General features: G+C 45.2%; 23 protein-coding genes. 8 read left to right on the forward strand and 15 right to left on the reverse strand.

Features of this window, described 5'->3' with window-relative positions; genetic code table 11:
* Positions 1 to 70: 70 nt before the first annotated feature.
* The 7 genes from recO to glgC all read right to left on the reverse strand — a co-directional run bounded on the left by recO (position 71) and on the right by glgC (position 7,596).
* Positions 71 to 811, reverse strand: a complete 741-nt coding sequence (recO, locus tag E0D71_RS02290; RefSeq protein WP_133001672.1) for a DNA repair protein RecO — start codon at positions 809 to 811, stop codon at positions 71 to 73.
* Between the two features lie 26 nt (positions 812 to 837).
* Positions 838 to 1,740, reverse strand: a complete 903-nt coding sequence (gene era / locus E0D71_RS02295; protein ID WP_133001673.1) for a GTPase Era — start codon at positions 1,738 to 1,740, stop codon at positions 838 to 840.
* Complete coding sequence (gene rnc, locus E0D71_RS02300) at positions 1,740 to 2,417, reverse strand: ribonuclease III (RefSeq protein WP_133001674.1); 678 nt, start codon at positions 2,415 to 2,417, stop codon at positions 1,740 to 1,742. The genes era and rnc overlap by 1 nt, the downstream gene beginning before the upstream one ends.
* Positions 2,418 to 2,434: 17 nt before the next feature.
* Positions 2,435 to 3,259: a signal peptidase I gene (gene lepB, locus E0D71_RS02305; protein ID WP_133001675.1), complete on the reverse strand. Its 825-nt coding sequence runs from the start codon at positions 3,257 to 3,259 to the stop codon at positions 2,435 to 2,437.
* Between the two features lie 53 nt (positions 3,260 to 3,312).
* Positions 3,313 to 5,118: a translation elongation factor 4 gene (gene lepA / locus E0D71_RS02310; RefSeq protein WP_133001676.1), complete on the reverse strand. Its 1,806-nt coding sequence runs from the start codon at positions 5,116 to 5,118 to the stop codon at positions 3,313 to 3,315.
* A 276-nt stretch (positions 5,119 to 5,394) separates the two neighbouring features.
* Positions 5,395 to 6,027, reverse strand: coding sequence for a riboflavin synthase subunit alpha (locus E0D71_RS02315; RefSeq protein ID WP_133001677.1), 633 nt, complete (start codon positions 6,025 to 6,027; stop codon positions 5,395 to 5,397).
* 312 nt (positions 6,028 to 6,339) lie between these two features.
* Positions 6,340 to 7,596, reverse strand: coding sequence for a glucose-1-phosphate adenylyltransferase (gene glgC / locus E0D71_RS02320; protein WP_133001678.1), 1,257 nt, complete (start codon positions 7,594 to 7,596; stop codon positions 6,340 to 6,342).
* A gap of 89 nt (positions 7,597 to 7,685) precedes the next feature.
* Between glgC and glgA the strand changes: the two genes are divergently transcribed.
* Complete coding sequence (gene glgA, locus E0D71_RS02325; RefSeq protein ID WP_243711902.1) at positions 7,686 to 9,119, forward strand: glycogen synthase GlgA; 1,434 nt, start codon at positions 7,686 to 7,688, stop codon at positions 9,117 to 9,119.
* Positions 9,120 to 9,146: 27 nt separating this feature from the next.
* Here the strand turns inward: glgA and E0D71_RS02330 are convergent, their stop codons facing one another.
* Together E0D71_RS02330 and E0D71_RS02335 are read right to left on the reverse strand one after the other, a co-directional pair.
* The gene (locus E0D71_RS02330) at positions 9,147 to 9,995 is read right to left on the reverse strand and encodes a transporter substrate-binding domain-containing protein (RefSeq protein WP_133001679.1); all 849 of its coding nucleotides are present in this window, start codon (positions 9,993 to 9,995) and stop codon (positions 9,147 to 9,149) included.
* A gap of 63 nt (positions 9,996 to 10,058) precedes the next feature.
* Complete coding sequence (locus tag E0D71_RS02335; RefSeq protein WP_243711903.1) at positions 10,059 to 12,332, reverse strand: transglycosylase domain-containing protein; 2,274 nt, start codon at positions 12,330 to 12,332, stop codon at positions 10,059 to 10,061.
* Between the two features lie 394 nt (positions 12,333 to 12,726).
* On the opposite strand from E0D71_RS02335, the gene E0D71_RS02340 reads away from it, so the two are divergent.
* From E0D71_RS02340 to modC, 5 genes are all read left to right on the forward strand, one after another.
* Complete coding sequence (locus E0D71_RS02340) at positions 12,727 to 13,077, forward strand: Rieske 2Fe-2S domain-containing protein (protein WP_133001681.1); 351 nt, start codon at positions 12,727 to 12,729, stop codon at positions 13,075 to 13,077.
* An 83-nt stretch (positions 13,078 to 13,160) separates the two neighbouring features.
* Complete coding sequence (gene grxB, locus E0D71_RS02345) at positions 13,161 to 13,814, forward strand: glutaredoxin 2 (protein ID WP_133001682.1); 654 nt, start codon at positions 13,161 to 13,163, stop codon at positions 13,812 to 13,814.
* Between the two features lie 38 nt (positions 13,815 to 13,852).
* Positions 13,853 to 14,605: a molybdate ABC transporter substrate-binding protein gene (gene modA / locus E0D71_RS02350; RefSeq protein WP_207923313.1), complete on the forward strand. Its 753-nt coding sequence runs from the start codon at positions 13,853 to 13,855 to the stop codon at positions 14,603 to 14,605.
* A 12-nt stretch (positions 14,606 to 14,617) separates the two neighbouring features.
* Complete coding sequence (modB, locus tag E0D71_RS02355) at positions 14,618 to 15,313, forward strand: molybdate ABC transporter permease subunit (RefSeq protein WP_133001684.1); 696 nt, start codon at positions 14,618 to 14,620, stop codon at positions 15,311 to 15,313.
* Positions 15,314 to 15,315: 2 nt separating this feature from the next.
* Entirely contained in the window at positions 15,316 to 16,395 is a 1,080-nt protein-coding gene (gene modC, locus E0D71_RS02360) for a molybdenum ABC transporter ATP-binding protein (RefSeq protein ID WP_133001685.1), read from the forward strand.
* A gap of 38 nt (positions 16,396 to 16,433) precedes the next feature.
* Here the strand turns inward: modC and E0D71_RS02365 are convergent, their stop codons facing one another.
* Positions 16,434 to 17,072 (reverse strand): HD domain-containing protein, encoded by a 639-nt coding sequence (locus E0D71_RS02365; protein WP_243711905.1) that lies wholly within the window; start codon positions 17,070 to 17,072, stop codon positions 16,434 to 16,436.
* Between the two features lie 154 nt (positions 17,073 to 17,226).
* On the opposite strand from E0D71_RS02365, the gene E0D71_RS02370 reads away from it, so the two are divergent.
* On the forward strand, positions 17,227 to 18,165 hold the full coding sequence (locus E0D71_RS02370) for a nucleoside recognition family protein (RefSeq protein WP_133001686.1): 939 nt from the start codon (positions 17,227 to 17,229) through the stop codon (positions 18,163 to 18,165).
* Positions 18,166 to 18,290: 125 nt separating this feature from the next.
* Here the strand turns inward: E0D71_RS02370 and E0D71_RS02375 are convergent, their stop codons facing one another.
* Positions 18,291 to 18,899, reverse strand: a complete 609-nt coding sequence (locus E0D71_RS02375; RefSeq protein WP_133001687.1) for an OmpW family outer membrane protein — start codon at positions 18,897 to 18,899, stop codon at positions 18,291 to 18,293.
* Between the two features lie 330 nt (positions 18,900 to 19,229).
* On the opposite strand from E0D71_RS02375, the gene E0D71_RS02380 reads away from it, so the two are divergent.
* The gene (locus E0D71_RS02380; RefSeq protein ID WP_133001688.1) at positions 19,230 to 20,111 is read left to right on the forward strand and encodes a carboxylate/amino acid/amine transporter; all 882 of its coding nucleotides are present in this window, start codon (positions 19,230 to 19,232) and stop codon (positions 20,109 to 20,111) included.
* Between the two features lie 65 nt (positions 20,112 to 20,176).
* Here E0D71_RS02380 and E0D71_RS02385 read toward each other — a convergent pair whose 3' ends face one another.
* From E0D71_RS02385 to E0D71_RS02395, 4 genes are all read right to left on the reverse strand, one after another.
* The gene (locus tag E0D71_RS02385; protein WP_165942939.1) at positions 20,177 to 20,860 is read right to left on the reverse strand and encodes a DUF2057 domain-containing protein; all 684 of its coding nucleotides are present in this window, start codon (positions 20,858 to 20,860) and stop codon (positions 20,177 to 20,179) included.
* A gap of 318 nt (positions 20,861 to 21,178) precedes the next feature.
* Complete coding sequence (locus tag E0D71_RS17545; protein ID WP_279433429.1) at positions 21,179 to 21,307, reverse strand: hypothetical protein; 129 nt, start codon at positions 21,305 to 21,307, stop codon at positions 21,179 to 21,181.
* A gap of 151 nt (positions 21,308 to 21,458) precedes the next feature.
* Positions 21,459 to 22,874, reverse strand: coding sequence for an esterase-like activity of phytase family protein (locus tag E0D71_RS02390; protein ID WP_133001690.1), 1,416 nt, complete (start codon positions 22,872 to 22,874; stop codon positions 21,459 to 21,461).
* A 193-nt stretch (positions 22,875 to 23,067) separates the two neighbouring features.
* Positions 23,068 to 23,502: a hypothetical protein gene (locus E0D71_RS02395; protein WP_133001691.1), complete on the reverse strand. Its 435-nt coding sequence runs from the start codon at positions 23,500 to 23,502 to the stop codon at positions 23,068 to 23,070.
* Positions 23,503 to 23,716: the final 214 nt, after the last annotated feature.

Here is a 23,716-nt window from a genome sequence, read left to right on the forward strand (position 1 = left end):
GTAAAATTCATTCTTTATACCAACGTAAAATCAATGACATAGCCCAAAAAACCAAGTCACTTTCCACTCGCTAAGGTAACGCTCGAAAGATAGGCACGCCATTTAGGCGCTCTCCCTGAAAAACATGTTTAGGAAGCAGGCGTCTGGCGCTGACAGGCTTGCCATTTAACAAGCCATCCAACCAAGAGCGATGCAACTCTTTGGCCAAACCGAGCACCTGCTTATTTGTCCATGCTCCTGCGTTGTAATCGAGCGCCACCTGCCCTTCAACATAGAGTAAAGGCACTTGTTTCGGCTGTTCACCATAATACGGCCTTAAACCAAATTTCTGATGAAACTGATAAAGCTGTTTACCACTCAAAGCCTCACCACGACTCGTCGACGCCATATTAATGGCAACCCCTAACTCAGCAAACAAACCCACTTCAAAACGCCTTAAAATGGGCGCAATGGAGACCCCGCCATGCAAGCTACTTATTAACCATTGATAAAGCTCATAGATAGCAGGTAATGGGAGGTTAAGGGGCAATAACCTTTCAACAATTTCATGAATGTACAAACCCGCATAAAGAGGCATGCCTTCCAGATAAAAGCCCGCTTGTACCGACTCCATGCTCTTAATGGTTTTCAGCTCGCCACGCCCTGTACACTCAACTTCAAAGCATAAAAAAGGCCCAGGTATGACCCGAGCCTCTTTTTTAGGTAAACGCCATACTCCCCTCAATAAACCTTGCTCAAGCGTGAGCAAATCCACTAGGATTTTGCCATCTTGAAACGGGCGAGTATGGATGACATACGCACTGACGCGCATACTATTTACCCTTTCTGATATCCAAACTATTCTTCCTGATAACCCAAACTTGCCAAAGCACGCTCATCATCAGACCAACCGGAACGCACCTTAATCCATAGGTTTAGCATCACCTTATGCTGAAACAGGTTTTCCATATCGATGCGGGCTTCTTTGCCGATCAACTTGATCTTATCGCCACGTTCACCAATGATAATGCGCTTTTGGCCATTTCGCTCAACCAGAATCAATGCACTAATGTGAATCGCCGATTCCTCAAAGACAAACTCTTCGATTTGAACCGCGACTTCATAAGGCACTTCTTGCCCCAATTGACGGGTGATTTTTTCACGGACGATTTCGGCCGCTAAAAAACGCGAACTGCGATTGGTGATTTGATCTTCAGGGTAAAACGCCATCCCCTCAGGAATGTAGCTTTCTACCAAACGCTCAAGACGATCTAGATTCTTATTGCGCAACGCCGAAATAGGAACGATCTGAGAGAAATTCATACGCTCAGACAAGTTCGCTAAACGCGGCAATATGTCGTCTTTATTTTCAATTTGATCTACTTTATTCGCAACCAAAACAACAGGACAACGAGCGTGTTTTACTTTTTGCAAAACAGACTCATCTTCTTCCGTCCAGCGATCGGCGTCGACCACGAACAAAATTACGTCAACGTCTTTCAATGCCGCCGACGCCGTTTTGTTCATAAAACGGTTAATCGCTTTTGTCTCACCCAAATGCAACCCTGGCGTGTCTACATAGATGGCTTGAATATGCCCTTCTGTTTTCACCCCTAGAATCTGGTCTCGGGTTGTCTGAGGTTTACGTGACGTAATAGAAAGCTTCTGCCCCAAAATATGGTTCAACAAAGTGGATTTACCAACGTTTGGGCGACCAACAATGGCCACATAACCGCAATGAGTAATTTCGACGTCAGACATTATTTCTTTTCCAATTGTTTGAGCGCTTTGGTTGCTGCATTTTGCTCTGCAATTCGGCGACTATTACCTTTGCCTTCAATAGGCTCATCACTCAACTCGATCTGACAATGAACAAAAAAGGTTTGATCATGAGGCTCGCCCACTATCTGCACAACTTCGTATTGAGGTAAGCCATGCTTTCTTGCTTGCAAGAATTCCTGCAAACGCGTTTTTGCATCCTTTGTCACAATTTTAAGCGACGTGGCATCCAGACGCTCTTTATACCAAGCCAGTATGTGTTCACGACAAACGTCCATACCCGCATCCAGGTACATACCACCAATGATGCCTTCAACCGCATCGGCCAAGATTGAATCACGGCGAAAACCGCCACTTTTCAATTCGCCTGCGCCCAGTTTAAGAAAGTCACCCAACTGAAACTCACGCGCTAATTCTGCCAATGTGTCACCTTTTACCAAAGACGCTCTAAGGCGACTTAACTCACCCTCTTTCGCCTTTGGGAAACGATGAAATAAATCTTCCGCGATCACATAATTAAGAATGGAGTCGCCTAAAAACTCTAGGCGCTCGTTATTCTTCCCAGCAAAACTACGGTGCGTTAGCGCCAGCTCAAGCAGTCCAAGGTCAGCAAAAAAATACCCTATACGCCGACACAACTTCTGATACAGTGAACTCAAAATTTCTCCAAAAATACTTATTCAATCAAACCATTATTTTTAAAACTTGGGATACTCAAAAACTTATTCCAATGAAGCCACACATAAAAAGCTCGGCCCTTCAGATTTGCTTCTGGTACAAACCCCCACTCTCGGCTATCTGCACTGTTATCACGGTTATCCCCCATCACGAAATAATGACCTTTTGGCACTATCCAGTCACCATCAGGCGCACCATGATGATAAGAGTTATACGTTTCGTGCTGCTTACCACCTAAATCCTCTTGATAGACTTTTACCGGCTCTTGGTTAGGGTTTAGAGAAATCGGCAATTCCGCTAAGAACGCCTTACTAACGACCTCACCATTAACCATCAAGGTTTTGTTGTGATAACTGATCACATCGCCCGGCATCCCAACCAAACGTTTAATATAGTTTAGACTAGGATCACGAGGATATTTAAACACCACCACATCGCCACGCTTAGGCTCGGTTGTTTCTATGATTTTAGTGTTCAATACTGGTAATCGAATACCGTAATCAAATTTGTTCACCAAAATAAAGTCACCAATTTTTAACGTTGGCAACATAGATCCAGATGGAATTTGAAATGGCTCAACAACAAAAGAGCGCAGAAAGAAAATGACCGCAATGATGACAAAATAGGATTTAACTTCTGCCACATATTTAGGGGTATCGGCCAATAGAGGCAGATCGTTTTTCTTCAACGCCGAGCGAGCAGCCTCCGGCATATCTGCCAAGATAGCTTTGCGCTTTGGTGCGAACACAATACGGTCATACAACCAAAAAGCACCCGTAACCACGAAAGCAATGGTTAGTATTAATTCGAAATCAAGCCCCATACATCTGTCTCCATAAAGGCATGAACAACATGCCTGTTCTATTGTCGCGACAATTAGCTATCGATTTTTAACGCCGCAAGGAAAGCAGATTGTGGCACTTCAACATTACCAACCTGCTTCATGCGTTTTTTACCTTCTTTCTGTTTCTGTAATAGCTTTTTCTTACGGCTCACATCGCCACCGTAACATTTAGCAATTACGTTTTTACGCAGCGCTTTTACCGTCGTACGAGAAATGACTTTTGCCCCGACAGCCCCCTGAATGGCGACATCAAACATTTGACGAGGAATCAATTCTTTCATTTTTTCACACAAAGCACGGCCTTTATATTGAACGTTATCCTTGTGCATGATCAAAGCCAGTGCATCGACGCGCTCGCCATTGATAAGCACATCCAAACGCACCAAAGGCGCAGGGCTAAAGTGGCTAAAACTGTAATCTAACGACGCAAAACCACGGCTGCAGGATTTCAATTTGTCGAAGAAATCCAACACCACTTCGTTCATTGGCAACTCATAGCGCAATTGCACCTGCTTACCAACGTACAACATGTCTTTTTGAATGCCACGTTTTTCAATACACAAGGTAATAACGTTGCCCAAATACTCTTGAGGCACCAAGATATTGGCTTCAACAATAGGCTCACGCATTTCTTTAATGGTGCCCGGATCAGGCATTTTTGAAGGACTATCAACGTTGATGATATCGCCGTTGTTTAACTCGACTTCAAACACAACCGTCGGCGCCGTAGTGATCAAGTCTAGGTCGTATTCGCGCTCTAAACGCTCTTGGATGATTTCCATGTGCAGCATACCAAGGAAGCCACAACGGAAACCAAAGCCCAATGCATCTGAACTTTCAGGCTCGAAGAAAAGAGACGCGTCGTTGAGCGTCAGTTTGTCCAGTGCCACTCGAAAGTCTTCGTAGTCATCAGAACTGACTGGGAACAGACCAGCGTAAACCTGAGGCTTCACTTTTTTGAAACCTTCAAGCTGAGCCACATCAGGTGTACTAGAATGGGTAATCGTGTCCCCAACTGGCGCGCCGTGAATGTCTTTGATGCCTGCGACAACATAGCCAACTTCACCCGCTTTCAAGACGCCTGTCTCTTTGCGTTTTGGTGTAAAGATACCCGCCATATCCACAGGGTGAACCTGTTTAGTGGACTTAATGAAGATCTTGTCTTTTTTGCGTAATGTCCCTTGTTTGATACGCACTAAGGACACAACGCCTAAGTAGTTATCAAACCAAGAATCGATAATCAAGGCTTGTAATGGCGCATCAATATCGCCTTCTGGTGGCGGAATAGTCGCAACAAGGCGCTCAAGTACATCGTCCACACCCACACCGGTTTTCGCCGAACAGGTGACCGCGTCCATGGCATCAATGCCGATAATCTCTTCGATTTCAGCACAAACACGCTCTGGCTCTGCCTGTGGCAGGTCGATTTTATTAAGAACCGGCATAACTTCTAGGCCTTGCTCAATCGCGGTATAACAGTTTGCTACCGATTGAGCTTCCACACCTTGAGCCGCATCAACGACCAACAAAGCGCCTTCACAGGCCGCAAGTGAACGAGATACTTCATAAGAGAAGTCAACGTGTCCAGGTGTGTCGATAAAGTTAAGCTGGTAAGTTTGACCATCTTTAGCGTGATAATCCAAGGTCACACTTTGGGCCTTGATAGTAATACCACGCTCACGCTCAATATCCATTGAGTCAAGAACTTGCGCCGACATTTCCCGTTCACTCAAACCTTCACAGGTCTGGATGAAGCGGTCTGCTAACGTCGATTTACCGTGATCGATGTGGGCGATGATCGAAAAATTTCGTATGTGCTTAAGATTATTTGAAGACACTATTTACTCACACTTTAAAAGCGATATTTGGTTGAATAACGGTTAATAAACCACGACTGGCGTAGGCATTTTGCTCGCCACAGCCATTTTTTCGCGTAAAAACACAACAAAAACAGCCATCGTATCACTTATCAACAGATTCTCAGGATAGAAATTGGCGAGCATTCTACCGAAAATCAACCAACTACTCCATTTATTTAAAAGCATTGAGACTTTCTAGGGAAGTCTAATTCTAGCGTGCGCAACCCGCCAAATAGGGATACTTTCCCCCTTAAACTAAGGCAAAACAATACCGCGCTCTTTTAATACGCGTTCAACCGTGTCAACCGTTGCTTGAGTGTGCGCATCAATTTCTAAATTTACTTTATCGCCCACAGCCAGTTGACCGAAGGTCGTTAAGCGTAAGGTTTCAGGAATAAGAGACACTTCGATCCAATCATCACCAATATTACTAATGGTTAAACTAGAGCCATTTAACCCAACATAACCTTTATCAAATAAATAACGGCGTGCATCAATTTCATGCTGGCGGTCTGTGGTAAAACGAATATGAACGCTTTCACCAACCTGCTCAATACGCGATACGGTAACAGAGGTCATAATATGGCCAGACATCACATGCCCACCCACTTCGTCACCCATTCTGGCCGCGCGCTCAAAATTCACAGAGTCGCCCGCATTTAATAATCCTATATTGGTTAATGCCAAGGTGGTATCAATAACATCAAACGTCAATACATCATGCGCCAGCGCAGAAACCGTAAGACACACACCATTAATCGCCACACTCGCACCAAGCTGTTGATCCATCATAACGCCAGCTGGAAAAAGAATATCCAAGCGTTTATTACGGCCAACCGTTTCAGATGATTTAACAGACGCCACGCCTTGAACAATGCCAGTAAACATGAAAGATCCTTATCGAATTTAGAAGTTTTTATCGTTAAAACAGCGCTAAGTAGATAACTTGCAGGCAAATGAAGAAGAAATGAACAGCTTAGCTCAAAGCGCCGCTACACCTGACGTAACGCAAGTTATCACACAGTCACTAATAGGGTTATCCACAGCATGCGGGGATAACCCAAACTGCTTTAGGAAATGCGATCAAAATTCCATTTTTCAAGGTTAAAAGCCAATTTGACCAATGACCTTTGTGCTGATACGCGACATTTAGCTTCCTATTGAGGGGGATACATAAGCTCACCCTCAATAGGATTGGGGTTATTTTTCCACAAGCGCTTCAATCATATCCTGAGTCACTAAAGTGATTCCGTCAGAATTACGATAAAAACGTGCAGCATCTGCAATCGGGTCTTCGCCAATAACAGTGCCTTCAGGAATATGACAATCTGAGTCCACTACCACGCGATTTAAGCGACAATGGCGGCCAATATCACAGCGCGGGAGCACAACCGACTTATTCACATGAGAGTAGGAATTCACGCGCACATTATTAAACAGTATGGATTGCTCAACCGTAGAACCAGACACAATACAACCGGCCGACACCACAGAATTTAATGCCGTACCAATACGCTCTTCGTAGTTGTAGTTGAATTTGGCCGCAGGACGCTGATACTGAGCGGTGCGAATTGGCCACTCTTCATCATAAAGATCCAACTCCGGCACCAGCTTAGTCAAATCCATATTGGATTCCCAATACGCCGTCAAGGTACCAACATCTCGCCAATAAGGCTTGTTAGGAAAGCTTTCATTGGCAATCACGCTATTGGAAAAATGGTGCGCTTTAATATTGCTACGGCCAACAAACAGAGGAATAAGGTCTTTACCAAAATCATGGCTAGACGCGGCATCGATGGCGTCTGACTTAAGGTGTTCACAAAGAAACTTGGTGTTAAAGATGTAGATTCCCATGCTCGCAAGAGAGACATTAGGGTTGCCTGGCATGGTGGGTGGTGAACTGGGTTTCTCTTCAAAGGCAATAATATTGTCGTTTTCGTCAACATGCATGATGCCAAACTGATCGGCTTCTTGTAGCGGCACCTCAATACAAGCCACGGTGACATCAGCGCCGCTTTCAATGTGCTCTTTGAGCATGATGCTGTAGTCTTGTTTGTAAACGTGATCCCCTGCCAAAATAAGCACGTATTCACTGTCTAAGCCATCAATCATGGTCAGATTTTGATACACGGCATCCGCTGTCCCTTGGTACCAGTTTCCGCCAGTTAGCTGCTGGGCAGGCCAGAGTTCAATAAACTCATTAAAATCAGAGCGTAGAAAGTTCCAGCCGCGTTGGACATGTTGATTAAGAGTATGGGAACGGTATTGAGTAAGGACAGCAATGCGACGCATGCCTGAGTTGATACAATTCGAAAGTGGGAAGTCGATTATTTTATATTTCCCTGCGATCGGAACGGCAGGTTTAGAGCGGTTATCCGTTAACTGCTTTAACCTGGAGCCTCTACCACCAGCTAGAATGATAGACAAAGTTTTCATACATGCGGTATTTAAATCCATAATTTACCCTTAAAAAGTTATCTACTAACTCTACTCCGAATTATATTTAGGTATACTATCCTGACCATGCCAAATCAATAAGATACGAGATGATGAGAATACTATTTGCCGCATCCGAAATTTACCCTTTGATAAAAACAGGCGGGCTTGCCGATGTTGCTGGCGCTCTACCAGTAGCCCTCAGAGCGAAAGGACACGATGTAAAACTTATCATGCCTGCTTACAAAGGCATATTAGAAAAAGTCGAACCTATCCATAAAAAAACCAATTTGGGCAACCCATTTGGGGTTGGTGACTTAATCCTGCTCGAAACACGCATCATAGAAAATGACACACCTATATTTCTTCTGCAATGCCAAGCTTTGTTTGAACGCGATGCTGGACCTTATGTCGATCAAGATGGCATAGACTATTCTGATAATCATTTGCGCTTTGGCGCCTTCTCTTGGGCCATCGCCATGCTGGCTCAACATGGCCATCTAATTGGCTGGCAAGCTGACATACTGCACCTCAATGATTGGCAAACGGGGTTCGCAGCGGCGTATTTAAAAAGCTGGAAAATGAATCATATCCCCATCATCACCACAGTGCATAACCTACGTTATAACGGCAGCTTTGAGATGAATAAGTTCCCCGATATGAGGCTCTCTGGTGAACTTTTAAGCATTCATGGCCTCGAGTTTTATGGGCGTTTTTCTGGACTTAAAGCCGGCCTGGTTTACGCCGACGCGATTACCACAGTCAGCCCAACCTACGCTAAAGAAATCTTAACCAGCGACTACGGTGACGGCCTAGACGGAACGCTAAGAGCGATGCGCTATAAACTACATGGCATCTTAAATGGCGTCGATTACGAGCAATGGTCACCGGAGAAAGACAAACTCATTAAGCAAGCCTACGGAGTGGACTCTTTAGAAAACAAACTGACCAACAAACTCGCTTTATTAAAAGAAAACAACCTATCAGAAGACCCAAGCAAACTGGTCTTTGGGGTGGTTAGCCGTTTGACCGAGCAAAAAGGCCTAGACCTAGTGTTAGAAGCCATCCCGAGTCTATTGCAAAAAGGTTGCCGACTGATTGTATTAGGCTCTGGAGACAAAGCATTAGAAAGCGCCTATCTGGAATTGCAACAGCGCTACCCTGAGCAAGTATCGATCAGAATTGGTTACGACGAAGCCTATTCTCATCGACTGCAAGCAGGTGTCGATGCGTTATTGATCCCATCGCGATTTGAACCATGTGGCCTTACTCAGCTCTACGCATTGAAATACGGCACCTTGCCGCTGGTTCGAAAAACAGGAGGATTAGCAGACAGTGTCTTTGAAGAAGGCGAGCACGCTAACGGCTTTGTGTTCGAGCACGCCAATCAAGCCGCACTGAACGACGCGCTATTGCGCAGTTTAGCCTGCTTTGAAGACATTCATGCCTGGCGAGAGAAACAACGCAATGCAATGGCTTATGACTTCAGTTGGGAAGGAACCACTGAGAAGTGGGAACAAGTGTACCGCGGTTTATTAAACTAAATACGCAACCAACGGCCGTCAGTCGCATCAGTCTTTGTTATTTAATAAGGCCGTCACCTTTAACCGCGACTGGCGCCATTCTTTAACCCCTTCTAGCAGGGCTTTTTCTGCCAAGCCCTGTTGATGCATACCATACAACGCCAGTGCAATTTTTCGCTTGATCGTCGGCGTATTACAAGGAGAGGCTTTCGACAACGTCAAATACAAGCCCTCACTACTCACAAAAGGCTGCACTGACTCTATTTGATTTTCAAACCCTAGCATCGATGCGTACGCGAGACCTGGATTTTTTTCATACAGCACATAATCCACATTGTCCGCCATCAACATTCGAAATGCCGTCGACACACTCGCAACCGAAAAAATATTTAATTTTTGCTGAGCAAAACTGTCAAACGCTTGCCCAAAACTGTTGCTCATCACAGTCGCCCCCCACTTTCCTTCTAAATCTTCCTTGGAATGAAAAGGAAACGTTTTATCTTTTCGTTGCCAGACCACACTCGTGGTATGCAGTATTACAGGATAAAAGTAATCCATGTAACTCGCTCTTCTGTTGGTATAAAAGGCACCAGCAAGCATGTCTACTTGGCCTTTTTTCACAGAGGATAACGCTTTTGACCAAGGACCAACGTCTTCCAAGGTAATAGGAATTTTAATACGACGACTTAACTCATCAATAATCAGGCGATTGGCGCCAAGAACGTGATGGCTGTTATCTGCTGCGCGCCAAAGAAAAGGAGGATACTCTAAATTCCCCGTCGCGGTGAGCGCTGAGCAAACACCCTCTACTTTCTTTTCAGCACTGACTGCATGGGAGAAGTTGCTGACAAAAGCGCCAGCGATCAAACAAAAAACAACGGCATTGTGTAATCCCATACCGCACACACTCCTTCCAACAAACAACGAGATAAAACATGCATTAGGTACAACCCAAGCGCATCAAAACGGCCATATACAAGACGAAGAGCTTTGAGGCTGGGTGCCTAATACAAACGCTAAGGACTCTTTATCATCACAACGATCGGCTGCAATTTCAAACGAACTGTTTAACACATTATAACGCGCGGCGCCTGACGGCAATGTTTCTGGCAAAGAACGTGGATTGGTATGCTCTGTAAAATCAATCCATACTTTTTGAGCGCCCGTAGCGCCGGTGATGTTCATCGGCTCGTTATCATCCATCCCCAACCAGACCGTACTCGCGTAATCGCCGGTAATACCTTCAAACCAACTGTCACGCAATTCGTTACTGGTGCCAGTCTTCGCAGCAAAGGTTAACCCTGGAAAACGATGCTGAGCGGCTCTTGCTGTGCCGATTTCGGGTACTTTGGTCATACCATCCAAGGTCACTGCTAACAGCGCTTCAGTAAAGGGCACACTTGTTGAACGATCGAAGCGTTTAATCAAATGGTCTTTTTGGTCCATCACAGCCAACACCACGCCCAGCTCGCTACTTTGTCCACGCGAGGCAATCGGCTGATACAATCTAGCCACTTCGAACGGAGAAAGCTCCAAGGCCCCCAACGCCATCGCCGGATGCATGGTAAATGGTCGTTTCACGCCCAGCTGTCGTAATGTGTCACCAACGCGGTCAAAACCTACCTGTTGCGCCAAGTTAATGGTCGCCAAGTTATAGGATTTTGCCATGGCCTCATAAAGATGCACGACCCCATGAGTCGTGCGATCATAATTCTCTGGCGCCCAAATTTTCCCCGCTATATCAAACCTTATACGCTTGTCTTCGATGGGCGACCACCAGGTGAATTTCCCTGTCGCCAAGGCGGACATATAGAGTGGCGGTTTCACCAAAGATCCTATCGGTCGCACCGCCCCAAGAGCACGGTTAAAGCCGGAATAATACTTATCACTTGAGCCCACAATAGCACGCACTTGGCCATTCGTTCGGTCTGTTACCACCATGGCCCCTTGCAGCCCTTTTAATTTGCGACTGCGGCTAATCACCCCAACTTGGCGACGCATCGCTTGGCTGGCCGCTTGCTGCGCCCTAATATCCACCCCTGTGTAAATGCGTAGATTTTCTGTGGCGAGTGTTTTCTGGTCAAAGTCACGGGACAATTGCATCGACACCAGGTCTAAATAGTCGCCGTAAACAGAGCGTTCTTTGTGTTTATCCGCAAGGCGAATCGGCTGCTTCACCAGCACATGATAATCGGAGTTAGTCAAAAGACCTTGGTCTTTGAGTACCGCCAATACCGTGTTACGACGCGCCAATGCCCGTTTAGGGTGGCGCTCAGGATTGTATATAGAAGGCCCCTTAACCATGCCGACTAGCAGCGCAAACTCATCGATATTTAGCTCTTTTAACGGACGTCCAAAGAAATGCTGACTGGCTGCGGCAAAACCATGTAAGCCTTCACTACCGACCTGGGCCAAATACACTTCATTCATATAAGCGGTAATGATCGCCTGTTTCGAATAGTGATATTCCAACAACAGACTCATCACCACTTCGGTCAGCTTACGAGTATAGGTTCGCTCTGAGCTAAGAAACATGTTCTTAACCAGCTGCTGCGTTAACGTTGAGCCACCTTGACGTCTGGAACCGTGAGTGGCATTAACCCAAGCGGCACGCGCAATCCCAGTAGGAGAAATCCCCCAGTGATGATAAAAATCTCGGTCTTCTACCGTAGTAAGAATATCAATCAGCGGTTGAGGGATGTCCTCGTAGGAAAGAATTTCCCGACGCTCGGTGTTACCGCCGTATAAAAAACCAATGCGCTGAGGCTCGATGCTTGCTTGCGCAACCGGGTCACCATTGAGCGAATGGATCGATAACTTTCCATCCTCGAAAGAAAATATACGACGTTCACTAGGGTGATAACCGGAATAATCGACATAGGAGCGCAAATGAGCACTGACTTTGGTGCGACTCCGAGCCGCCCAGCCTACTTTTTGGCTGTTACGCCCAAAACGATAACCCGTTTCTTGCAACAGCGCTTCGAGGTCGGCTTTTTTCCAAGGCGCGCCACTTTTGAGGTAAATGGGCGCACTGTAGACTTCAGAAGGCACTTGCCATTTCTGGCCTTCAAAGCGAGCCACCACTTTTTGATCAAGCCACCAGACCCAACCAGCAAAAGGTAGACTTCCTAACAAAGCAATAATCAGCCCCCATTTAAAAATGAAGCGCCAGAGTTTGCCAAAAAAGGAGCGCTTTGCTTTGCCTTTTGGTTTCTTTTTCGTTTTTGAAGTCATCGACTTACGTGGAGATTTTGAGGGGGTTTTATTAGCCATTTGAGGAGTATAAGGAGCTTATCTCTGGCTCGCAATAACGATTCACAAACTATTGTTTATTATTCAGATCATCGACAAAATCCCACCAATTAACCTGCTTTATATTGACAAGACCCATAACAATCTGACACTTTCATTAGTAGTCTATTGCAATGGATAAAGGAACATTTAACCATGACAATAAAAAGATGGCTCAATAAGGCCACACCAGCAATTAAACTTATACAAACGAAGAGTTCGATCGCCATGAATACGGTTTTGTTTGAGCATTTACATCATCCTGTGAAAAAGCCAGCCGCACAGCGCTTACGCTGGAATTCGACCTTTTCTTTGCCTACTACCATGTGGTCCTGTCATGTTTGATAAACACCTTATTCCAAATGCCCAACATTTATCTGAAGGCAGTACCCTGCACTTCCAAACTGATCGGACCGATTTTGTCATAGTGAAACAAAAAGGCGAGCTGTTTGCTTACGAGAACCGCTGCCCCCATCAAAAGCGGTCTTTAAACTGCTCAGCAGAGCCTTTTCTGGATGAAGAAGGGGATTATCTAAAATGCCACCATCATGGCGCTCTTTTCACGCCAACAGATGGTCAATGCATTGCAGGGCCTTGCCAAGGAAAAGCCTTAAAACGCGCGACACTGGGCGTTGAAAAAGGCAATTTTTATCTGCTCATTGGTGAAAGCAGCGCGGCAGTAGCCTAACGAACTTACCCTCACTAGGGTCAGCGAATATTTCTCGTCAGGGCTTCTGAATAACAATGTTGTTATAGCATTCGGAGAACTCGATGAAACTTTACCAATACCATCACTGTCCATTTTGCGTCCGTGTCGACATGATCGCAAACTACAAAGAGATCCCTCATGAGAAGGTGTATCTGCTAAATGACGATGAAGAAACCTGTCTGACATTAACAAACGCCAAAAAAGCCCCTATTCTCGAACATTCTGACGGCACTACCATGTCTGATAACCTCCTGATTGCCAAGCATTTAGACACCATCGGCGACCCCCGTAAAATCATCCGAGGCGAGGCGAATAGCATCAATCAGCCATCCCCATTGAAGGAGGTTGAACAAGCCATTCGCTGCTTGGTGTTTCCTAGAATCATACTCTTGGGACTGCCTGAATTCGCCACTCAAAGTGCCCGAGATCATTTCCAATTGAAAAAAGAGAAAGACCTTCAACAAAGCTTTGAAAACGCCTTACTAGACTCTTCTAAATACAAAAAGCAAGTGGAACAAGCCTTAAACGCATTGCCACCACTGTCTCTGCCTTCGGATAATAACAACACCATCAGTTGGGATGATATACTCCTGTTTCCAATATTAAGAAGCCTTACTATGGTTTCTGGACTGCTCTTCCCTGAACCTATTCAGCGCTATTTGGAAGAGGTGTCCCGTATCACGTCCATCCACACCTACACTGACTTTGAGATTTAATAACTATGCTCCATGCTTTAATCAAAAAGAACGGCACTGTGTTCACATCGCTGCTGAAAATCATTACCCTAGGCGGCTTTATCGCTTTTACTGGCATCGCTTTTGCCGAACCTTTACGCCTAGCGGTAGCGTCAAATTTTACGTCGCCAATTCAAAAACTGGCGCCTATTTTCGAACAAGAAACAGGGCACAAAATACAACTTTCCTTTGGCTCATCGGGTAAGTTCTTTGCACAAATTCAACACGGCGCGCCTTTTGACGTTTTTCTTTCTGCCGACCAAGCCAAACCCGACAAGCTGATTGAAAAAGGCTTAGCACTAGAAAGCAGCCAAATCATTTACGCAAAAGGGGCGCTTGCTCTTTGGTCAGCCAGCCTTAAATCAGTAGACCCCGTAGACAAGACCCTGCTAGAGGCACGAAAAATCGCCATTGCGAACCCTAAATTGGCGCCTTATGGTAAAGCGGCAAAAGAAACGCTCACCAAACTGGCGCTCTGGTCTAAGCTGAAAGGCAAACTGGTGCAAGGGGAAAATATTGGGCAAACCTATCAATTTACCTACAGTAAAAATGCCGATGTGGGCTTTGTTGCCTTATCCCAAGTGCTTGCTGGTGACGTAAAAGGCCACTATTGGAAAGTGCCTAATTCCTATCACAGCGCCATCAAACAGTCCGCTGTGGTACTGTCAAGCTCTCATCAAAAAGAAGTCGCCAACGCCTTTTTAGCCTTTTTAATGCGCGCTGATATCCAGCAAAAAATTGCCAGCTTTGGCTACCAGACAACGCCACAATAAAGGCTTTTTAGCATGTCATTAAGCCCAGGTGACCTAGAAGCAATTTGGCTAACGCTGAAGCTTGCGGTATTGGTCACCAGTTTGTTATTAATCATAAGCACACCGATTGCTTGGTGGCTGGCGCGTACGCAATCTTGGTTAAAAGCGCCGATCAACGCCATTGTCGCTATGCCATTGGTGTTGCCGCCCACCGTACTAGGGTTTTATTTACTGCTTTTTCTAGGCCCTGATGGTGCGCTCGGCTCAGCGCTAAACTCGCTCGGGCTGTCGCCCCTGCCCTTTAGCTTTAGTGGCTTAGTTGTCGCTTCCATGATTTATTCTTTGCCCTTTGTGGTGCAACCCATTCAAAATGCGTTTTCAGCCATGGGTCAACGTCCATTAGAAGTCGCAGCCACATTACGAGCTTCCCCTTGGGACCGTTTTATCCACGTCGCGCTTCCTCTGGCAAAACCCGGTTACCTTAGCGCGGCGGTGCTGGGCTTTGCCCACACCGTAGGGGAATTTGGCGTTATTTTGATGATTGGCGGTAATATCGAAGGGGAAACACGCGTGCTTTCTGTGCAGATTTACGACCATGTAGAAGCGCTAGAATACGGCCAAGCCCATCTCCTCTCCTTGCTTATGGTGGCCTTTGCTTTTTGTGTTTTAGCGCTGCTTTATTCGCTGCAAAAACGCACTAAAAGCACCCCTCATTTTGGGCCTTATTAATAATGACTGATTTGACAATACGCCTAACCAAACAGCATTCTGACGATTTTTCTTTATCGGTTAATCTAGATTTACCAAACCAAGGAGTGACGGCGTTATTTGGTCGCTCAGGCTCAGGTAAAACAACACTTCTGCGCTGTATTGCGGGCTTAGAAAGAAGCGAAAACAGCGACATCAGCCTAAACGGTGAACGCTGGCAAAGCACAACAAACTGGCTCCCTGCCCACAAACGCCCGATAGGTTATGTTTTTCAAGAAGCCAGCTTATTCCCTCATCTAACCGCTAAGGGAAACCTCGACTTTGCGATAAAAAGAGCCGACGCCAAGCGCACCATCATTGATTATGCGGATGTCATCGCCTTAATGGGTCTGCAGCCACTGCTAGCAAAATACCCAAATCAATTGTCGGGAGGGGAACGTCAACGTATCGCCATCGCGCGTGCGCTATTAATCCAGCCGAAATTATTGCTAATGGACGAGCCTCTGTCCGCTTTAGATGATTCTTTAAAACAGGACATACTCCCTTATCTGGAAGCTTTATGTCACCGCGTGCAAATTCCCATTCTATACATTAGCCACTCTATCGATGAGGTCATTCGCCTAGCCGATCATCTGGTTATTTTAGAAAATGGAAAAGTCATCGAGCAAGGCGCAACCCAAGCCGTACTTGGACAATCCCCCACGGCGCTAGCTCAAGGTCAAGACACCAGTGTGCTTATCTCAGGCACGGTTATTGAACAGAATGATGAATGGGGGCTATCGACCTTACACTTTGACAATCATCAAATGATGGTCAAACAAGGCCGTGAAAAGATAGGCGACACTGTACGCTTAAGAGTGCAATCAAGAGACGTCAGCATCTCACTTTCCCATGCAGACAATTCAAGTATTTTAAATCGCTTACCGGTATTGATCGATGAACTGATCAAAGACCCGCAAGACTCAAGCACCATGATGGTCAGAATGCTCGCAGGAAACACGCCTATTCTGGCCAACATTACCGCCTTGTCCGCCCAACGCTTAAATTTACACCAAGGTCAGGCCGTCATCGCGCAAATCAAATCAGCGGCGGTGTTACGCTGACCATATTGCGTCAAGGGTAGCCGAAAAGAGAGGCTTTATTAAATTTCTTCAGCCAGCTGACGCAGAAAATCGCGCATGAAGTTTTCTCTTGATTTGCCCTCTTTTCGCGCCGCGCTCGTATTTAGGGTGTCAGCAATGTGAAAGAGTTTTTTATAAAAATGATCAATACTGAAAGTGACATCGTCCGCTTGACGCTGCTCACAAAAAGGATCGTTTAAAGAATACAAACGCCGCCCAAGCGCGCCACTCACTTGCATGCAACGCGCCACGCCAATCGCACCTAAGGCATCAAGACGGTCGGCATCTTGTACTATTTTAGCTTCTAGTGTTTCAGGGGACACATTGGCACTAAAACTATGGGCACGTATCGCATGGTGAATCGCTGCATGATATTGCGACGGATAGCCAATATCAGATAAGAACTCAACCGCCTTATCGGCCGCTATGGTTGACGCTTTGGTTCTATCTGGATGGTTCTTCGGCACAGAAAAGCAATCGTGCAACCAAGCCGCTGGCACAACAATCGCCCACTCTGCCGCTTCTTCTAGCGCCAATTTTTTGGCGACGCGAACCACTCGCTCTATGTGGTGAATATCATGGGCGACATCTGCTATGCTGGCTTGCTCGATAAAATCACGGCACTTGTCTTCGTATGCCATGAGCCAAGTATCAGACATAAATCATTCTCTTTTTGCGTTGGGTGTTGCGCATCATACTCGTATTCAAGGCGAAGTTTAAGAACGATCAAAACAAAGCAAGCCTTCTATTTAGCGCGTTTTTTCTATACATTGCCGCTCTATTGCTGTTTTTTACTATCAACAGGAACACTTGATGGACCAGTTTATTTCTCTTGTACTCGTCTCCGGTAAAGCGGGACTTGATATGGCCTTGTACATTTTATTGCCCATGATGGTTATCATGCTCGCCATTATGAAATTGCTTGATGCTAAAGGCGTTTTAAGTTGGCTATGCGATAAAATTGCACCAGTTACTCGTCTATTTGGTATTCCTGGACTCGGCGTTTTTGCCGCGTTAAAAATCACCTTCGTAAGTTTTGCCGCGCCCATCGCAACCTTGTCCTTAATGGATAAGAACGGCACCAACGAGCGTCACTTGGCAGCCACCATCGCGATGGTACTCGCCATGTCACAAGCCAACGCGGCGTTTCCATTAGCCGCTGTCGGGCTTAATGTCGGTATTTTAATCGCGACTTCGTTTGTGGGTGGGTTAGCCGCGGCGGCCGTCACCTATTACCTGTTCACAAAAAGTTGGGATAGTAGAGAAGTCACCGATGAAGACAATACCGCCCCCGCTCATTATGAAGGGAAAAAGAGCGTCTTACAGATTTTGTCTGACGGTGGACAAGAAGGTATGCGCTTGGCGCTCGGCATGATTCCTATGCTGATTATTGCGATCTTTTTTGTCAATTTACTCAAAGCTCTCCATGTCATTGACTATTTAGCGCCTCTTCTAGCCCCAGCTCTTAGCCTAATCCATTTGCCTGAAGCCAGTGTTTTACCACTCGTCACCAAATTTATCGCAGGTGGCACCGCTTACGTTGGCATCACCATCGACTTAGTCAAACAAGGTGCCATTAGCGTTACAGAACTTAATCGCATGGCTGGATTTGCGACCAATCCTCTTGATATCGCAGGCATTGCTATTTTCGCTGCCGCCGGAACACGCATTAACAAAGTGATGCGTGTGGCCATATACGGCGGCCTGATCGGCATGCTATTACGCGGCGTATTGCACTTAATCATTTTCTAAACCGCGCCTTTATAAACACGTTTTGCCAGACACTTTTTCCAGACACTTTTTCCAGACAATACAAAACGCCCCTGCATGATGACACATCAATACAGGGGCGCTTTAGTGGTTTAACACATCACATTTTAAAAGGTGTAACCCACACCGAGCATAACGGAGACAGGGTCAATTTCTGTATGAATAGTACCTACTGACTCAGTACGCACATCGGTATCAATGTCCATGTACCAAATTGACGCATTTGCAAACCAGTTTTCTGCAAATTTTGCATCCACCCCTGCTTGAACCGTCCAACCCATTGAGTCGTCTACGTTAATATCATCACTGGATAAAACCCCTTTGCCTTTTTCATCAAAGAAGAAAGTGTAATTCACACCAGCACCAACATAAGGACGGATTTTGCTGTCCGCTTGAGCAAAATAATATTGCACCATCAAAGACGGTGGCAATTGAGACACCTCGGCAACTTTATCACCGTCAAGCTTAACGTCATGCGTAAAAGGGGTTGCTAACAACAGCTCAACACCAATATTGTCTGTTGCCATGTAAGTAAAGGTCGCCGCTAATTGAGTGTCGTCATCAATTTTCAGCTCATTACCACCAACGTCATCACTGCTCTCATTCGGCATCACAATCGCGGCACCACCACGGACGAAAAAATCGCCTTCATTATGAGCAAGCGCAACAGAAGAGCAAAGAGCAGAAACAAGGGCAACAGGGATAAATGCTTTCATCATCAGATTCCTTTTTTGGTCAAACGAAATATCAATGACCAGCAAGGTAACAAGTCTGATGAGAATAAATCTTAATCTAGATCAAGGTTTTCCGGAGGCGAGCTGACAAGCACAACAAAACCCGAACATAGATCAATAAAAAACAACTCTTTAGCCGCCCTAATCCGTTACTCACCCCATCACCATTCTGGTTTTATACGGCCAAACAATGACACAACTAAAAAAACCACACTAGTAAACCTGCGTTTTATTTTTGGTAAACAGATTTACCAAAATTACCAAAGTCGTTAAACTTAGCGTCACTTTTGATGAACTTTCTGGAATTTAACCATGCCAATACTTATTGCCGTCACTTTTTTATGGGCATTCTCATTTAGCCTGATCGGCGTTTACCTAGCGGGGCAAGTGGATGCTTGGTTCTCGGTATTAATGCGCGTCGCCCTCGCCACTCTCGTCTTTTTACCCTTCTTAAAATGGCGTCAAATAGAAGCTAAAACCGCCTTGTTACTGATGATATGTGGTGCCTTTCAATTGGGCATTATGTATGGCTTTTATTACCAATCCTTTTTATATCTATCCGTGCCAGAAGTATTACTCTTTAGTGTTTTGACGCCTATCTATGTGACATTGATCAATGGTCTATTCGCTAAACAATTTAACCCAGGCTTTATTTTTAGTGCTGGCGTTGCTGTCTTAGGCGCTGTCGCTATTCGCTACCAAGGTGTGGATGAAGGCTTTATCAAAGGCTTTCTGATTGTCCAAGGTGCCAATATTTGCTTTGCTGTTGGTCAAGTGGGTTATAAACGGATAATGGAAAAAAGAACCATCGATTTGCCTCAAAGAGCCATATTTGGCTGGTTCTTTATTGGCGCATTAATAGTCGTTACGCCATGCTTTTTGTTACTAGGAGACTTAGATAAATTACCAACAACACCATTGCAGTGGGGCATATTAACCTACCTTGGTATTATTGCTTCTGGGGTGGGATATTTTGCTTGGAATCGCGGCGCAACACTGGTGAACATTGGTACTCTTGCTATTTCTAACAATCTGCTCATACCTGCCGGCATCCTAGTCAACCTGATATTTTGGAATCGTGACGCTGACCTAATACGCCTTTCAATTGGCGGCGCAATCATGCTTTTTGCCCTATGGATTAATAAGCAATTTACTAAAAGTCGAGTAACACAAACATCCGTCAAAGCGGTATAAATAATCTCCAAACAAAAAAAAACCTGCTCTCTGGCAGGTTTTTTTACATCTATAAGGCTACAAAATTACTGAACTAACCAAACTTGGAAAGCTTTACGCTCAGTTGGCGTGGCTTTATTGAACCAGAATGTCAGCATTTCAAATTGTGTGTTTTTCGCTTTTGGTTGATGCGTATTATCTACCATCCAGATGCGGAAATCTTTGCGCGTTGCCGCGTCAGATTTATTAAACCAAAACTGCATCATCTGGAACTCATTGGTTTCAGCCACTTCTTTTGGTGGTGGTGTTGGTGCGTAAGTCGCTGCAGAGCTCGCGGCATTCGCGGCTTTCACACCTGTGAAGACTTTAATTTCTTCTAGGTAATTTCGTGTTGGTTGAAAGCCCGGTTTCATCGGTAGCATCTGATCTGTGTAATCATATTTGCTGCCAGTTTTTGCATCTACAATAGTAAAGGTAGGTTTGTCTGCGTAGTCCGATGCTTGTTGATCTTTGCGGATATAAGGCGCTTTAAGCTCAAGCTTGGTGTCTTGTTCTACATCAAAATCGATGATGATAGGCTCTGATCTGTATAGATTTAAATCGTCGCTATTGCGGATGTTTTGGTTATAACGAACAACAACTTGGTGATGACCTTTATCAAGTTTAATATCAAAATCAGAACCAAATTTACTGGTGTCTTTAAGGTCAACGTACATAATTTCGTATGAAACTGGGACTTTAAATTCTGCGGCCATCGCATGAGTTGTCATAGCTCCAAGTAGAATCGAGCTAGCTAAAAGTCTAGTGTGCTTAAAACGCATATTTGGCTCCCTAAAAGCGCGATTTGTGCCGACCACAAATCTATCTTAAGTGATGTTATTATTCGAATAATGGTCCGAACTCTGTTGTATTGCTTCAATCTACCATAAAGCTAAAAATAGTTGAGGATTTTCTTCTGTTTTGGCGCGTAATTAATACTGATTTGTCCATTTTTCTTGATAAAAAACAATCTATTAAATCATAAAGGTCGAATACGAATAACCCCAAACCCTAGACACAAAAAAAAGCGCCGCTGCGCTTTTTTTTAATTACCGGCTATGTACTCGACCACCGTGCCCACCGCCATGATGTCCATGCGGCATAAACACACACGCGGTTAACCCGACTAACAAGGACGCTAACACCATCGCTTTCATCATTCGTTTTGCTGATTTCATAAAAAGCTCCTCTTCACCAATAATAAAGACGAGTCTAAAGCTTCTTGAGGCTAGCCGTAAATAAGACCAAGCAAATTGTCTCACGGTATCCTCAATGATCACTAAAAAACGCAAAATTTCTGACAAAAGCCCTCAAAATCAGAGAACAAGCCTACTCTTTAGCAAACAAGTCGGTATCAATTATGTACAGGCGGTTGCCATCCACTTGCTGTTTATCAAGGTATTTTTGCTCTAACTTACCTTTTGTAGACCAGGTCGCAAAGTCGTCATCGTTTAAAATGCCCAAATGGTGTGAATCAATCACCCATAGGCCTTCCATTTTATCGTGTGGGTAATTCACGGCTTTCACCACATCTACCACCAAGGTTTTCTCAACCGGTTTAATGCCTTTTTCGGCCAATGCTGCCCAGCCTTTTTTCTCTACAAATTGCTCTAGGGTCAATCCGTCTATCATCAACCCATGGCGAGGGTCACGTGTAATAGAAGACGATAAAGGGACGCTAGACAATGGTGTGCCTGTCGTAAGGTCGATGCGGTAAATATGCTTTTGAACATTCGGGTTAGCGTCGCCATCTAATCCGCCAAGTAAAAAACCGCCATCACGTTCATCCACTAAAAACTCATGACTGTTGAGCGCGGCTAGCTCAGAGTTCGAATTTTGCTTTTTCTCTTGGCGATACAAATACTGCTCAGATTGGCCATTGTCTAATCGAATACTGACCAGACGCGTTAAATCCCCTTTTTGCGCGGCTTTATTCGGATTCGCTAAAGTCGATTGCATAATGCCCACCAGCGTCTTTTCATCTGGTGTAATGGCTAAACCTTCCATACCACGGTTCGCGCGACGATATTGGAATACCGCAGGCAAATGGAAACTGTCCCTGCTGTCGTTTTTAAAGGCGTTTATACGACCCATTTCAACGCCATTAGCATCGAAATGAACTATGTGTGGGCCATATTCATCACTCACCCAAAAAGTGCCATCTTTCAGCGCAACCAACCCTTCCCCATCAAGACCGTAATCATCCAACTTAATGGGATTGCTGACTTTATTGTATGGCTTGTTGGGGTTCTCCAAGATGGCATTGCCTTTGGCATCGTATGGCGTTTCTCCCGTTCCGCCTAACGCGGATGAATTGGGTAAACCGCTTATCAAGGTACCGTCTGGGCGTTTCAATAGGATATCTTTACGCTGCTTAATCACGCCATTTGGCATCACTTCAAACAAACCAATACGAGGCGTGTAATCCGCTACAGGGAACATCTTTCCTTTCCCTAGATCGCCAGTAAAAGCGGCATTTGGGCCACGATCTGTTAACGCATAAAACTGATTGGCATGATGAGGGTTCCCTGTCATTGCCGAACCGTAGCCACCGTTACGAATGTCAAATACTTTACCGCTTCTTGCATCCAATAAGTCGTTGCGTAAAACCCGATAAGGCAGCGGACTGCCCTCTTGTGGAAAAGACGCGGTAAAACTCGTATCGGCTGTTTTTGTCATTGTGCTAGTGCAACCAGCTAACACGCCAGCGGAAACTAAGCCGACGAGCAAAGCGTTATATTTCATCTTGTGTATCCTTCAAATGCGAACATCGTAGACGGTTAATTGCTATCCCATCAAAATACACAGAATCGATGACACTTTAATGAACACACTATGTCATCACCTAACAAGGTGTCCTAACTTCCATAAAAAAACCTGAGTATGGTTGCCCAACGCTCAGGTTTTTTTATTAGACAATGCTGCACCATTGACTCGATCAAGGCACCACAGAACCGCCGCCCCTATGATCTCCGCCTAAGTACACCTCTTCGTCTGCGCCAGTTTCTGAGCTTTCTTGAAGGTCACTACTTTGTTCCACGCTCGCCGAGTTTTCTGCAGTAGAAAAGGTTTGAGTCGCTTTTTCCTCAGAGCTCGCTGCGCTGTCGGTTGCTACACCAGATAAAGGTCCCGTTGGGCCTCCACCACGATGATCACCGCCAACATAAGGGGCGTTTTCGTCTTGCACGGCTTTTAGGTCTTCAGGGTCTATTTTGTTAGCTATTTCCGTGCCCGTTAATGGCCCCGTAGGCCCACCGCCACGATGATCGCCACCTTGGTACCCATTGTTTGAGAATAAAGAGCAGCCTGTCAGCACCATAGTAATGGCTGAGACAATGGTCGCTGTTTTCAATCTATTCTGTGTTACGTCCACCACATTGCTCCTATAAAACAGATAGGCGCAATGCTAAGTAGCTTAAAGAGGAAAGGCAAACAAAGTATTAAAGACATTCGAATTAAACTATTTAATAGACAAAAAAAGGCCAGCAATCACATCATTGCTGGCCTTACAAAGGTCTATTAAGGAAACTCTTTATTAGGACCTTTTTAGAACAACATCATTCTAAGATCTCTTTACAGAACTCAGC

The organism is Marinomonas sp. KMM3893, from assembly GCF_004352855.1.
GTDB classification, from domain to species: Bacteria; Pseudomonadota; Gammaproteobacteria; order Pseudomonadales; family Marinomonadaceae; genus Marinomonas; species Marinomonas arenicola.

What these genes read in the sequence shown, in the direction of transcription:
- recO (WP_133001672.1), bottom strand. Translation starts at nt 811, where the DNA reads ATGCGCGTCAGTGCGTATGTCATCCATACTCGCCCGTTTCAAGATGGC.
- era (WP_133001673.1), bottom strand. Translation starts at nt 1,740, where the DNA reads ATGTCTGACGTCGAAATTACTCATTGCGGTTATGTGGCCATTGTTGGT.
- lepB (WP_133001675.1), bottom strand. Translation starts at nt 3,259, where the DNA reads ATGGGGCTTGATTTCGAATTAATACTAACCATTGCTTTCGTGGTTACG.
- E0D71_RS02315 (WP_133001677.1), bottom strand. Translation starts at nt 6,027, where the DNA reads ATGTTTACTGGCATTGTTCAAGGCGTGGCGTCTGTTAAATCATCTGAA.
- glgC (WP_133001678.1), bottom strand. Translation starts at nt 7,596, where the DNA reads ATGGATTTAAATACCGCATGTATGAAAACTTTGTCTATCATTCTAGCT.
- glgA (WP_243711902.1), top strand. Translation starts at nt 7,686, where the DNA reads ATGATGAGAATACTATTTGCCGCATCCGAAATTTACCCTTTGATAAAA.
- E0D71_RS02330 (WP_133001679.1), bottom strand. Translation starts at nt 9,995, where the DNA reads ATGGGATTACACAATGCCGTTGTTTTTTGTTTGATCGCTGGCGCTTTT.
- E0D71_RS02335 (WP_243711903.1), bottom strand. Translation starts at nt 12,332, where the DNA reads ATGACTTCAAAAACGAAAAAGAAACCAAAAGGCAAAGCAAAGCGCTCC.
- E0D71_RS02340 (WP_133001681.1), top strand. Translation starts at nt 12,727, where the DNA reads ATGTTTGATAAACACCTTATTCCAAATGCCCAACATTTATCTGAAGGC.
- grxB (WP_133001682.1), top strand. Translation starts at nt 13,161, where the DNA reads ATGAAACTTTACCAATACCATCACTGTCCATTTTGCGTCCGTGTCGAC.
- modB (WP_133001684.1), top strand. Translation starts at nt 14,618, where the DNA reads ATGTCATTAAGCCCAGGTGACCTAGAAGCAATTTGGCTAACGCTGAAG.
- modC (WP_133001685.1), top strand. Translation starts at nt 15,316, where the DNA reads ATGACTGATTTGACAATACGCCTAACCAAACAGCATTCTGACGATTTT.
- E0D71_RS02365 (WP_243711905.1), bottom strand. Translation starts at nt 17,072, where the DNA reads ATGTCTGATACTTGGCTCATGGCATACGAAGACAAGTGCCGTGATTTT.
- E0D71_RS02370 (WP_133001686.1), top strand. Translation starts at nt 17,227, where the DNA reads ATGGACCAGTTTATTTCTCTTGTACTCGTCTCCGGTAAAGCGGGACTT.
- E0D71_RS02375 (WP_133001687.1), bottom strand. Translation starts at nt 18,899, where the DNA reads ATGAAAGCATTTATCCCTGTTGCCCTTGTTTCTGCTCTTTGCTCTTCT.
- E0D71_RS02380 (WP_133001688.1), top strand. Translation starts at nt 19,230, where the DNA reads ATGCCAATACTTATTGCCGTCACTTTTTTATGGGCATTCTCATTTAGC.
- E0D71_RS02385 (WP_165942939.1), bottom strand. Translation starts at nt 20,860, where the DNA reads ATGACAACTCATGCGATGGCCGCAGAATTTAAAGTCCCAGTTTCATAC.
- E0D71_RS17545 (WP_279433429.1), bottom strand. Translation starts at nt 21,307, where the DNA reads ATGAAATCAGCAAAACGAATGATGAAAGCGATGGTGTTAGCGTCCTTG.
- E0D71_RS02390 (WP_133001690.1), bottom strand. Translation starts at nt 22,874, where the DNA reads ATGAAATATAACGCTTTGCTCGTCGGCTTAGTTTCCGCTGGCGTGTTA.